Genomic DNA, 12591 nt, shown 5'->3' with positions numbered 1-12591 from the left:
TTCTCACACGGCGCTTCCGGCGGGATGAGGGTGCCGGCTCTATGAGACTCTATTGACCATGCCCCGTCCCCGTCCTGCTGCCCGCCGTCCGATCAGCTTCCGCCCAGCCTCCCGTGTCCGCAGTCCCCGGGTGCCCATTCCCCCCGAGATCCAGGTCCTGGTGGCGGCGGCGTTCGTCATCGCCCTGGGGTACGGCCTGGTGGCGCCGGTGCTCCCCCAGTTCGCCCAGAGCTTCAACGTCGGCATCGCGGCGGCCTCGGTCATCGTCAGCGCCTTCGCCTTTACCCGGCTGGTCTTCGCGCCCGCCGGCGGCGCCCTGATCGGCCGCCTCGGGGAGCGGCCGGTGTACATCACCGGTTTGCTCATCGTGGCAGCCTCCAGCGCCGCCACCGCCTTGGCCCAGGACTACTGGCAGCTGCTGATCTTCCGCGGGCTCGGCGGGATCGGTTCAACGATGTTCACCGTCTCCGCCATGGGCCTGATCGTCCGGCTGGCACCGCCGGGCAGCCGCGGCCGGGTTTCAAGCGCGTATGCCACGGCGTTCCTCCTCGGCAACATCGGCGGGCCCATACTCGGCGGCCTGCTGGCCGGCTTTGGCCTGCGCGTCCCGTTCATCGTCTACGCCGTGGCGCTGCTCCTCGCCGCCGCGGTGGTCTTCGTCCGGCTGAAGCCCTCGGCGCTCAAGCCTAAGCAGGAGACGGCCGCCCGGCCGCCGATGACGTTCCGCGAGGCCCTGGGGGATTCCGCCTACCGGTCGGCCCTCGCCTCCTCCTTCGCGAACGGCTGGTCGAATTTCGGCGTCCGGATCGCCCTGCTGCCGTTGTTCGCCGCCGCGGTCCTCGGCCAGGGGCCGGAAGTCGCCGGTCTGGCGCTGGCTGTCTTTGCCGCCGGAAACGCTGCCGCGCTCACCGTCTCCGGACGGCTGGCGGATACGCTCGGACGCAAACCGATGATCCTGTCCGGCCTGGCCGTCAACGGCGTCGCCACCATCGTGCTCGGCTTCACGACGAATGTTCCGGCCTTCGTGGCCGCTTCGGTGCTCGCAGGGGTGGGCGCCGGGATGATGAATCCGGCCCAGCAGGCCGCCGTCGCCGACGTCATCGGCAGCGGACGCAGCGGCGGCAAGGTCCTGGCTGCCTTCCAGATGGTCACCGACACGGGAGCCATCGTGGGGCCCATCCTCGCGGGCATGCTGGCGGACCGCATGTCCTACGGCGTGGCGTTCGCCGTGACCGGCGGAATCGTCCTGGCTGCCCTGGTGGCCTGGCTGCCCGGCCGGGAGACCCTGCCCCGGGAGACGCCGCCGGACGGGGACGGAAAGCCGGACGGGGACGGAGAGCCGGACCGGGACCCGCGGCGCTAGCGCGTCACGCCTACCCCCAGCCTCGCAAGCTCGGCCAGAGCCCCTCGGCGCTAGCTGGCCGCGGCGATCCGCTGGCTGATGACCGTGGAGACGCCGTCGCCGCGCATGGTCACCCCGTACAGGGCGTCTGCTACCTCCATGGTGCGCTTCTGGTGGGTGATCACGATCAGCTGGCTGGACTCGCGTAGCTCCTCGAAGATCGTGATCAGACGCCCGAGGTTCGTGTCATCCAGGGCGGCCTCCACCTCGTCCATCACATAGAACGGGGACGGGCGGGCCTTGAAGATCGCCACCAGCATCGCCACGGCGGTCAGGGAACGCTCGCCGCCGGACAGCAGCGACAGGCGCTTGATCTTCTTGCCCGCCGGCCGTGCCTCGACTTCGATCCCGGTGTGGAGCATATCCTGCGGGTCGGTCAGTACCAGTCGACCTTCCCCGCCGGGGAACAGCCGGGCGAAGACATGCCTGAACTGCTCGGCGGTGTCCCGGTACGCGTCCGCGAATACCTTTTCGACGCGCTCATCGACCTCGCGGATGATGTCGAGCAGGTCCTTGCGGCTGGCCTTCAGGTCCTCAAGCTGCGTGCTCAGGAACCGGTGCCGCTCCTCCAGTGCATCGAATTCCTCCAGCGCCAGCGGATTGACCTTGCCGAGGGCGGCCAGGTCCCGTTCGGCCTTCTTCAGCCGCTTCTCCTGGTCCTGGCGCACGAACGGCACACCGGCCGGAACGGCGTTACCGTCCGCATCCACCTCGGCCCGCAGCGCCGCCCATTTGTCCTCCTTCTCCGGCGGGACCGGAACCAGAGTATGGGGGCCGAACTCGTTGACCAGGTGGTCCGGCGTCATGCCCAGTTCCTCGATGGCCCGCGTCTGCACAGTCTCGATCCGCAGCAGCTGCTGCGCGCGGGCCAGTTCCTCCCGATGGACCGAGTCCGTCAGCTCGGCCAGCTCGGCCGCGTACTTTTCGTTGGCCTCCCGGACCGCGGCCAGCTCCGAATCCCAGGCCGCGCGGACTTCCTCCGCCGCATCCCGTTCCCCGGCGGCCAGCTCCACCGAGACATCCAGATAGGCCAGCGCGTTCCCGACGCCACGGCTGACCGCTGTGGCCCTGCCTGCCTGGATACGGCGGCGGCGGGCACGTTCGGCCGCCTGCGCCCGGGCCTGCCGTTCGGTGGCGGCCGCGCGTTCCAGGGATGCAGCGCGGTTGGCGATGGCCGTCAGCTGTTCCTCCGCGCTGCGCAGCCCCAGGCGTGCCTCCATTTCGGCCTGCCGGGCCGCGGTGGCTTCACGGGCCAGCCGGTCCCGCAGGTCCGTGGACGGCTCCTCCTCCGCAGGAGCCTCCTGCGCGGCGGCCAGGCGGGCAGCGGCGGCAGCCAGCGTTTCCTGTTCGGCCGCCAGGTTCTCCTCGGCTGCCTCGGCAAGCCGGGCCAGCCGGTCGTTCTCCCCTACCGCGGACCGCAGGGCCGAGCCCAGGTTCCCGAGCCGCTCAGCGACAGCCGCCAGCCGGGCGTCTGATTCGTGCAGCCGGTCAAGCGCGGCGCCGGCCCGCGCGCGGGCCTCGTCCCGCTGCGCCTTGGCCGTGGCGATCGCGAACTTGGCCTGCTCGGCACGGGCCGCTGCCGCCCTGAGCCGGGACCCGGTTTCCTCCACCGCGGCCTGCACCTCGAGCAGGCTGGGCGCGCCCGCCGAACCGCCGCGCACCGACCAGGACGTGAAGACGTCCCCGCCGCGGGTGACGGCCATCAGGTCCGCGCGGGCGCCGATGACCGCCGCTGCGGTCCGCACATCCTCGACCACGACGACGCCGCGCAGCAGGGCCGCGAGGGTCCCCTCGAGCCCGTCCGAGGAGTCAATGAGGCCGCAGGCGGCAAGGGCACCGGGGATGTCCGCATCGGCCTGTTCGGGGCGTCCCGCTCCGCCGGCTGTATCGGGTCCGCCGGTTGAACCAGGCATGGCCGGGCCGGCCAGCAACAGCTCCACCCGGCCGCCGTCGTCGTTCTTCAGCAGCTCCAAGGCGCGCAGTGCCGCATCGAGATCCGCCACCGCCACCGCTTCCGCGGCCGATCCCAGCGCCGCGGCAATGGCCGTCTCGTAGCCGGGACGCACGCTGATCCGGTCTGCGACGGCGCTGAGCACGCCCTCGATTCCGGCGGACAGGAGCAGCTCCGAGCCGTCACGGCGGTTGAGGCCGACTTCGAGCGCTTCCTTCCGGGCCGCGAGCGCGTCCCGTTCCCGTTCGGCGTCCCGCTCCTGCCGCGTCAGCTCCTCGATCCGGTCAGCGAGCGCTTCGAGCTGCGCATTCGCCTCTTCGTACTCGGCGTCGAGGCCTTCCTCCCCTTCCTCGGCGCAGGCGACCTGGCTTTCCAGCGCGGTGAATTCCAGCTGCGCCTGGCGGCGGCGTTCGGTGCTGTCGGTGATGGAGCGGCGCAGCCGGCCCAGCTCCGCCTCCGCCGCTTCCACCCGGGACCGCGCGGCCCCCGCCGTGCCGGCGAGCTTGGCCAGCCCCTCGCGCCGGTCCGCGGCGGCGCGCAGGATGGCGGTCAGCCGTTCCTCCTCAGCGGCGGCGGCTTCCTCCGCGTCGGCACGGAGTTCGACGGCGGCTTCCAGGCTCAGGCGCCGTTCCTCAAGCTGCAGCCCGAGGTCCTCCTGTTCGGCGCGCACGCGGGCCGCCTGCTGCTCCAGCTGGTCAGGATCCTGTCCGGCCGGGGGCGGTTCTTCGGCGCCGAGGAGGCGGCGCCGCTCCGAGGCCAGCGTGCCCAGGGAACGGAACCGTTCGCGGGTGGCCGACAGCTGGTACCAGGCGTCGCGGGCGGCGTTGACCGCCGGCGTGGCCTCGGCCGCCAGCCGCTCGAGTTCTGCCTGCCGGATCCTGCCGGCGGCCAGCAGCTTTTCGGTTTCCGCCCGGCGTGCTTTCAGCGCTGTTCCGTCGGCGGCCTCCTGTTCCAGGGCGGCCTGGAGCTGGACGAGGTCGTCGGCCAGCAGCCGGGCGCGGGCGTCGCGCACGTCGAACTGGACTTGCTGCGCGCGCCGGGCCACCGCGGCCTGCTTGCCCAAGGGCGTGAGCTGGCGGCGGATCTCGGCGGTCAGGTCGGAAAGCCGCGTCAGGTTTGCCTGCATGGCTTCGAGCTTGCGCACCGTCTTTTCCTTGCGGCGGCGGTGCTTGAGGATGCCGGCCGCTTCCTCGATGAAGCCGCGGCGGTCCTCCGGTGTCGCATGCAGGATGCGGTCCAGCTGGCCCTGGCCGACAATCACGTGCATTTCGCGTCCCAGCCCGGAGTCCGAGAGCAGTTCCTGGATATCCAGCAGCCGGCAGTTGGTACCGTTGATGGCGTATTCGGAGCCGCCTGCACGGAACAGGGTCCGGGAAATGGTGACCTCGGAGTATTCGATCGGCAGAGCGCCGTCGGAATTGTCGATGGTGAGGGAGACCTGGGCACGGCCCAGCGGCGGACGCCCGGCGGTGCCCGCGAAGATGACGTCTTCCATCTTGCCGCCGCGCAGGGTCTTGGCTCCCTGTTCGCCCATAACCCAGGCCAGTGCGTCGACGACATTGGATTTGCCGGAACCGTTGGGGCCGACGACGGCCGTGACTCCGGGTTCGAAGTCGAACGTCGTGGCGGATGCGAAGGACTTGAAGCCCCTCACCGTCAAGCTCTTTAGATGCACATTCCTACTCCCGCACAGCAATCCGGCAGCACCGGACCTTCTGAACAATCTACCGTCTTGCTGTGACATTTCCCCGTTGGCAGGGCCGCAGCCGGCTGCACCGGTTCCGGCTCCTGGCCTGCAATGGCGCGGGATTTCCACCGGGCAGCGCCGGTGAGCCTATGTGCGGGAAGGGGTCGCAAGGGTGCATAGTTAAGGTTTCAGACAGTGAATTGTGCCCGCAGACCCTGTGCCTGCAGACCCTGTGTCCCAGGCTCTGCGCGCCATGCTCTGCACCCGCAGGGCGTACGGCACGTTCCTCCCCCGGACGAAGGCTGGATATTGATCGGTAACGCAACGTTTCGGCACACCAACACAGCTCTGCTCTCGGTCACCAGTGTCGAAGCCCCGGTCGCGGTCACGTCCGCAGAATTCGATGAGCGTCTGGCCCCCAGCCTGAAGCGGCTCCGCCTGTCGAAGCGGCTGCTTGAGCGGGTGGCCGGAGTGCGGGAACGGCGCTGGTGGCACACGGGCCAAAGCTTCGACGACGCCGCGACCGAGGCCGGGGCCAAGGCCCTTGCTGAAGCCGGCATCGCACCCTCGCAGGTAGGACTGCTGATCAATACCTCCGTCACCCGCCGGAATTTGGAGCCCTCCGTCGCGGTGAAGATCCACCACGGACTGGGGCTGCCGTCCTCGGCCATGAATTTCGACCTGGCCAACGCCTGCCTGGGCTTCGTCAACGGTATGACCCTGGCGGCCAACATGATCGACTCCGGCCAGATCAGGTACGCCCTGATCGTCGCCGGAGAGGACTCCAGGCCAACGCAGGAAACCACCTTCGAGCGCCTCAACCATCCGGACTCCACGCGCGAGGACTACCTGCGTGAGTTCGCCACCCTCACCCTCGGTTCGGGGGCGGCCGCCGCCGTGCTGGGCCCGTCCGACGCGCACCCGGGGTCCCACCGGCTCCTCGGCGGCGTCTCCCGCGCCGGCACCGAGCACCACGAGCTGTGCGTGGGCGGCCCGGACGGGATGTTCACCGATACCAAGGGTCTGCTGGACGGGGGCCTGGAACTGGTGATCACCGCCTGGCATGAGGCGCACGGCGACGGCTGGGACTGGGGCCGGATGGACCGCTACGTCACCCACCAGGTGTCCCATTCCTATACCAACGCGATCATCAAAGCCATCGACCTGGACCGCGGCCGCGTGCCCATCACCTTCCCCCGCTGGGGCAATGTCGGGCCGGCTTCCCTGCCGATGACCCTGGCAGCTGAAGCGCAGTCACTGAACGCCGGGGACCGGGTGCTGTGCATGGGAGTGGGCTCCGGACTCAACACCACCATGATGGAGATCGCATGGTGAACCGCTGGCCCGGCGTCGAGGCGGCCTGGTCCCGGCGCGTCCGGGTCCGCTCCACCGCGCCGGTGGATCCGGCCGGAACCGTCAATACCTGGCACCTGCTGGACAACGGGCCGCAGCTGGCCGAACGCGGCGCTGCCCCGGCCGGGACCCTGCTCTGCGTGCACGGCAATCCCACCTGGTCCTACCTGTGGCGTACCCTGCTGGCCGCCGGGACGCGGGCCGACCGGCCGTGGCGCGTCATCGCCGTCGACCAGCTGGACATGGGCTTCTCGACGCGGACCGGCGTGTTCCGCCGGCTCGAAGACCGGATCACCGACCTGGGCGATTTGGCGGACGCACTGGACCTGGACGGGCCCGTGGTCACGGTAGGCCATGACTGGGGCGGCATCATTTCGCTGGGGTGGGCCACCCGGCACCGGGCGCGGCTTGCCGGCGTGGTACTGGCCAACACCGCCGTCCACCCCGCCGGCTACGCTCTCCCCGCGCCGCTGCGGCTGGCGCTGCACCCGGCCGTCCACCGGTGGGGCACGACGACGACGGACGCCTTCCTGCGCGTCACCCACGCACTGGCCCGCCCGGCCCTGGCCGGCGACGTCCGGGCGGCCTTCAGAGCCCCCTACCGCAGTGCCGTCCGGCGTGCCGGAGTGGGCAACTTTGTCGCCGACATCCCCGCCGATCCTTCCCACCCGAGCTGGCCCACACTGTCCAGCGTGGCCGAGGGCATCCGCACCCTGGACGTTCCGGCCCTGCTGCTCTGGGGCCCCACGGACCCGGTCTTTTCCGACCGTTACCTGCGCGACCTGCTGGCGCGGCTGCCGCAGGCCGATGTGCACCGCTTTGAAGGCGCCGGGCATCTGGTCGGCGAGGATGTGGACATCGCCGCGCCGGTGTTCGAGTGGCTGGAGCAGAAGCTGCCGGCGGCAGCAGCCGGTGGCGGTGCCGCAGCCGGTGGCGGTGCCGAGCAGGATTTCGTCCCGATGCTGGCCGAACTGGACGCCCGCGCCGCGGATGACTCCCCCGCCGTCGTCGACATGGTGCCGCTGGGCGCCGCGGCGGGCAGCGGACCCCGGGTGCTGTCCTGGGCCGAACTGGCCCGCCGGGTCAACCGCCTGGCAGCCGGGCTGGCGTCTATCGGCGTCAAGGCAGGGGACCGCGTGAACCTGCTGGTACCGCCTGGTTCGGACCTCACTGCCCTGATCTACGCCTGCCTGCGGCTGGGGGCCGTCATCGTCGTCGCCGACGCCGGCCTGGGGGCCAAGGGGCTGAGCCGGGCGATCAAGGGCGCCGGTCCGGCCTACCTCATCGGCATCGACACCGCGCTGGCCGCGGCCCGGGTCTTCGGCTGGCCCGGGGTTAAGATCAGCGCCACGGACCTGCCGGCGGCGAAGCGGCGGCTGCTGGGCGCGGATCACACTGTTCCTGAGCTGCTGGAGTCTTCCGCCCACGCGATCCCGGCCCACCCGGTGGATCCGGAGGCCGACGCCGCCATCCTCTTCACCTCCGGCTCCACCGGCCCGGCCAAGGGCGTGGTCTACCGGCACCGGCAGTTGGCGGCGATGCGGGACACCCTGAAGGACACCTACGGCCTGCAGGCGGGAACCTCCCTGGTGGCGGGCTTCGCCCCCTTCGCGCTGCTGGGACCGGCCCTGGGCGCAACGTCCGTCACCCCGGACATGGACGTGACCAAGCCCAGGACGCTGACCGCGGCCGCCCTGGCGGACGCGGCCTCGGCAGTGGACGCCACGGCAGTCTTCGCGTCCCCGGCCGCGCTGAACAATGTGCTCGCCACCTCCGCCGGGCTGGAGCCGGAACAGCGCGAAGCCCTGGCCGGCATCGAACTGCTGCTCTCGGCGGGCGCTCCGATCCCGGAGCCGCTGCTGGCCCAGGTGCAGGAGCTGGTGTCCAATGCCTCGCTGCACACCCCCTACGGCATGACCGAAGCGCTGCCGGTGACGGATATCAGCCTGGACGGCATCCGCGCCGCCGGCGCCGGCAACGGCGTCTGCGTCGGCACCCCGGTCGCCGGGGCGCGGGTGGCGGTCTGCCCTCTCGAACCGGACGGCAGCGCCGCCGGCGGACCGACGACGGATCCCGGGGTCACCGGCGAGATCATCGTCAGCGCCGGGCACGTCAAGGACCGGTACGACCGGCTGTGGATCACCCAGGCCCACAGTGCTTCCATCCCCGGCTGGCACCGCACCGGCGACGTCGGCCACCTGGATCCGGCGGGACGGCTGTGGGTCGAGGGCCGGCTGGGCCACATCATCACGACGGCTGCGGGCGTCCGCACCCCGGTGGCCGCCGAGCAGCTGGCGGAAACGGTCGACGGCGTCCGGCTGGCCGCCGTCGTCGGCGTCGGCCCCGCAGGCGCACAGGTGCCGGTCGCCATCGTCGAAACCGTTCCGGCTGCCGCCGCACCCGGCCCGGCTTCCCCGCCCCTGGCGGCCCGGATCCGGGAGGCCGTGTCTCCGGCCCACCTGGACCTTGCCGCGGTGCTGGCAGTACCGGAACTGCCCACGGACATCCGGCACAATTCCAAGATCGACCGCAGCCGGCTCGCCCGGTGGGCCGCCGGAGTGCTGTCCGGCGGAAGGATGACGAAACCATGAGCAGCCCGGACACCGCGTCAGCGGACACACGGCGGGTTCTGGTCACCGGTGCCAGCGGCATGCTGGGCGGAGCCGTCGCCCGCCTGCTGCTGGAGCGCGGGCACCGGGTACGCACCTTCCAGCGGCGTCCGGCCCGGATCAGCGCCGCCGGCCGGACCGCAGAGGACGTGTCCGGATCCGTGGCGGATTCCGCCGCCGCCGCGCGTGCCGTGGCAGGGTCCGACGCCGTCATCCACCTGGCCGCGAAGGTTTCCTTTACCGGTGCCTGGGCGGAATTCGAGGCCACCAACATCCACGGCACACGGACCCTGCTCGAAGCGGCCAGGCAGGCCGGCGTCCGGGACTTCGTCTTCGTCTCCTCGCCCTCCGTGGCGCACTTCGGCGACCCGATCAGCGGCGCCGGCGCCGGGGCAGCCGATCCGGCCCGGGCCCGCGGCAGCTACGCCCGCTCCAAGGCGGCCGCCGAGCAGCTTGCCCTCGCCGCCGATGCGCCCGGCTTCCGGGTCACGGCCATCCGTCCGCATGTGGTGTGGGGGCCCGGGGACACGCAACTCGTGGAACGGGTAGTCGAGCGCGCCCGCGCGGGCCGTCTGCCCCTGCTGGACCAGGGTGCGGCGCTGATCGACACCACCTATATCGACAACGCCGCGGCCGCGATTGTCCGCGGGCTGGAACGTATGGAACAGGCGCATGGGCAGGCACTGGTAGTCACGAACAGCCAGCCCCGGACGGTGGCCGAGCTGATCGCCGGCATCTGCGCCGCGGCCGGGGTCGCTGCCCCGGCCTGGAGCCTGCCCGGCGCCGCTGCGCGGGCCGCCGGCTCGGTGATTGAGCGCGCCTGGCTCTTTGCCGGCCGGCGCGGCTGGGTCCACGACGAACCGCCGATGACCCGTTTCCTGGCCGAGCAGCTGTCCACGGCCCACTGGTTCGACCAGCGCCGGACGCGCCAGGTGCTGGACTGGGAGCCGCAGGTCGGCATCGAGGAAGGCCTGGAGCGCCTGGCCGCGCACTACGGACGGACAGCCGGCCCGGCTGCGCCGGAGCAGGCCGGCGGCGGACGGCAAGGGCTCCCTCGCTAGGATGGAACCTGTGCAGAGTGCGAAGATGATCGAGTCCTGGCCCGTGAAGCATGCGTCGACGGCGGTGGTCCGGCGCGACGGCGCCGTGACGGCCAGCCACGGCGACCAGGACCGGCGGTATCCGCTGGCCTCGGTAACCAAGCTGCTGACCGCCTACGCTGCGTTGGTGGCCCTAGAGGAAGGCGCGCTGGAGCTCGACCAGCCGGCCGGCCCGGAGGGGTCCACGGTGCGCCATCTGCTGGCCCACAGCGCCGGCTACGATTTCGCCGACCGGACGGTCCGGTTCACCCCCGGTGACCGCCGGCTCTACTCCAATGCCGGCTTCGAGGTCCTGGCCGAGACCCTGGCCGCCTCGGCCCAGATGCCGTTCGGCGACTACCTGCGCGAGGGCGTGCTGCGCCCGCTGGGCATGGACAGCACCACGCTGGACGGCTCCCCCGCCGCCGGGGCCACGTCCACCGTTGCCGATCTGGTGCGGTTCGCCGCCGAACTGCAGCGGCCGGCGCTGCTGGACCCGGCAACGCTGGCGGAGGCCACCAGCGTCGTGTTTCCCGGCCTGGCCGGCGTCCTGCCGGGCTTCGGCCGGCAGCAGCAGAACGACTGGGGGCTGGGCTTCGAGATCCGGAACCACAAGGAACCGCACTGGACCGGCGCCGGCAGCTCGCCGCGCACCTTCGGACATTTCGGCCAGTCCGGCACGTTCCTGTGGGTTGATCCGGACGCCGGTGCCGCCTGCATCGCGCTGACGGACCGGGACTTCGGCCCATGGGCCGCCCAAGCCTGGCCGGTCTACACGGACGCGGTGCTGGCTGACCTCAGGGGCTAAGAGCTACCAGCGGGCGTTGCGCGGCCTGCGCTGGCACACCGGGCAGGTATAGGACGAGCGGTTCATGAAGACGTCGCGCCGCATCAGGGTCTGCCGTCCCAGCGCGGCGCAGCGGCAGCAGGGCTGCCCCGCCCGCCCATAGGCCTTGAGGGAACGGGCAAAGTAGCCGGAGGCCCCATTGACGTTGACATAGAGGGAATCGAAGCTGGTGCCGCCGGCCTCCAGGGCACGGGTCATGACATCGTGGCACGCCTCCAGAAGCCGCTGCGCTTCGGTGCGGCGCAGCGTATCCGTCGGCCGGGCATAGTGAAGCTTCGCTGCCCAGAGCGCTTCGTCCGCATAAATGTTGCCGATGCCGGAAATCAGGCCCTGGTCGAGCAGTGCCCGCTTGATGCCGGTTCTCCGGGCCCGCAGCCGCCGGTAGAACGCGTCGAAGGAAAAGGCCGGATCCAGCGGATCCCGGGCAATGTGGGCGGCCTCCGCGGGGACCAGCGGCAGGGCCGTTTCGGACAGGCCGCCCGGGTGGCCGTCAGCCGTCGGAATGAGATCGGCCAGGAACACGCCGCCGAAGATCCGCTGGTCGATGAAACGCAGTTCGGCCGGAAAACCGTCCCGGGCGGACAGGGTGAAGCGTACCTTCAGGTGCTTTTCGTCCGGGGCGTCATCGCCCTCGATCAGCAGCTGGCCGCTCATGCCCAGGTGCGCCATCAGCGCAAGCCGCGGAACGCCGTCGTCGGTCCGGACTTCGGCGGGCAGCCCGGGGGCTGAATCGGTCAGCGGCATCCACAGGAACTTGCCCCGGCGGGCCACGTCAAGGACGGTGGCCCCGAGAAGGTTTCCACGCAGGTCCTCCGCTCCCAGCGCATGCCGGCGGATGGAGCGCTCGTCCAGCACCTGGACGTCGGTGATCGTGCGGCCGCGCACCCACTGGGCCAGGCCCCGGCGGACGACCTCGACTTCGGGGAGTTCAGGCATTTTGGTGCGCGGTGTCCGCGGCCGGCGCTGCCTCCGGCTCCCGTTCCCGCAGCATCTGCCAGGAGACCGCAGCGGCTTCCTGCTCGGCTTCCTTCTTGGACCGGCCGGCGCCTTTGCCGTACGCGGTCCCGCCGATGCTCAGCGTGGCCTCGAAGGTGCGGGCGTGGTCCGGGCCGGAACCCTGGACCCGGTACTCGATGTTGCCCATCTTCCGGTTGGCGGCCATCTCCTGGATGCTGGTCTTCCAGTCGGTTCCGGCGCCCAGGGCGGCGGCATCAGCCAGCAGCGGCCCGACCAGCCGCATGACCAGCTGCCGTGCCGTTTCGATGCCGCAGGACAGGTAGGCGGCGCCGAAGATGGCTTCCATGGTGTCCGCCAGGATGGAGGACTTGTCCCGGCCGTTGGTCAGTTTCTCCCCCTGTCCCAGCAGGATGTGGTCGCCCAGATCCAGGCTCCGGGCAATGCCGGCCAGCGCGCGGGTACTGACGACGGCGGACCGGCGCTTGGCCAGTTCACCCTCCGGTAGGTCGGGGTTGTCGCGGAAGAGAGCATCCGTGACGGAATAGCCCAGGATGGAGTCGCCCAGGAATTCCAGGCGCTCATTGGTGGGAATGCCGCCCTGCTCATAAGCGTAGGACCGGTGGGTGAGCGCAAGACGAAGCGTCCCGGCGTCGATAGGGACGCCGAGACGCTTCAGAAGCTCTTCAGTTGAAGGCATGACGTCTCT

The 12591-nt window shown here is 71.0% G+C and carries 8 protein-coding genes; 5 read left to right on the top strand and 3 right to left on the bottom strand.

Features of this window, described 5'->3' with window-relative positions; translation table 11 throughout:
* The first annotated feature begins 58 nt into the window (after positions 1 to 58).
* Positions 59 to 1363, top strand: coding sequence for an MFS transporter (locus tag AC5RWU_RS08920; protein WP_494030593.1), 1305 nt, complete (start codon positions 59 to 61; stop codon positions 1361 to 1363).
* A 50-nt stretch (positions 1364 to 1413) separates the two neighbouring features.
* On the opposite strand, the gene smc is transcribed toward AC5RWU_RS08920, so the two are convergent.
* Positions 1414 to 5028, bottom strand: coding sequence for a chromosome segregation protein SMC (gene smc, locus AC5RWU_RS08915; RefSeq protein ID WP_494030592.1), 3615 nt, complete (start codon positions 5026 to 5028; stop codon positions 1414 to 1416).
* Between the two features lie 321 nt (positions 5029 to 5349).
* Between smc and AC5RWU_RS08910 the strand changes: the two genes are divergently transcribed.
* Genes AC5RWU_RS08910 through AC5RWU_RS08895 form a run of 4 tightly spaced genes read left to right on the top strand, consistent with a single transcriptional unit; the run spans position 5350 to position 10889 of the window.
* Entirely contained in the window at positions 5350 to 6375 is a 1026-nt protein-coding gene (locus AC5RWU_RS08910) for a 3-oxoacyl-ACP synthase III (protein ID WP_494030591.1), read from the top strand.
* A complete protein-coding gene (locus AC5RWU_RS08905) occupies positions 6369 to 8984 on the top strand; it encodes an alpha/beta fold hydrolase (protein ID WP_494030590.1) in 2616 nt (871 codons plus the stop codon). Before AC5RWU_RS08910 ends, AC5RWU_RS08905 begins: the two co-directional genes overlap by 7 nt.
* Complete coding sequence (locus AC5RWU_RS08900) at positions 8981 to 10063, top strand: NAD-dependent epimerase/dehydratase family protein (RefSeq protein ID WP_494030589.1); 1083 nt, start codon at positions 8981 to 8983, stop codon at positions 10061 to 10063. Before AC5RWU_RS08905 ends, AC5RWU_RS08900 begins: the two co-directional genes overlap by 4 nt.
* 1 nt (position 10064) lies before the next feature.
* A complete protein-coding gene (locus tag AC5RWU_RS08895; RefSeq protein ID WP_494030588.1) occupies positions 10065 to 10889 on the top strand; it encodes a serine hydrolase domain-containing protein in 825 nt (274 codons plus the stop codon).
* Positions 10890 to 10892: 3 nt separating this feature from the next.
* Here AC5RWU_RS08895 and mutM read toward each other — a convergent pair whose 3' ends face one another.
* Both mutM and rnc read right to left on the bottom strand, forming a co-directional pair.
* A complete protein-coding gene (gene mutM, locus AC5RWU_RS08890) occupies positions 10893 to 11864 on the bottom strand; it encodes a bifunctional DNA-formamidopyrimidine glycosylase/DNA-(apurinic or apyrimidinic site) lyase (RefSeq protein WP_494030587.1) in 972 nt (323 codons plus the stop codon).
* Positions 11857 to 12582, bottom strand: a complete 726-nt coding sequence (gene rnc, locus AC5RWU_RS08885) for a ribonuclease III (protein ID WP_494030586.1) — start codon at positions 12580 to 12582, stop codon at positions 11857 to 11859. Before rnc ends, mutM begins: the two co-directional genes overlap by 8 nt.
* Positions 12583 to 12591 lie beyond the last annotated feature (9 nt).

The organism is Arthrobacter sp. B0427-1-12, assembly GCF_059092905.1.
Note: the sequence above shows the minus strand (reverse complement) of the source record. Positions and strands in the feature narration are given on the sequence as shown.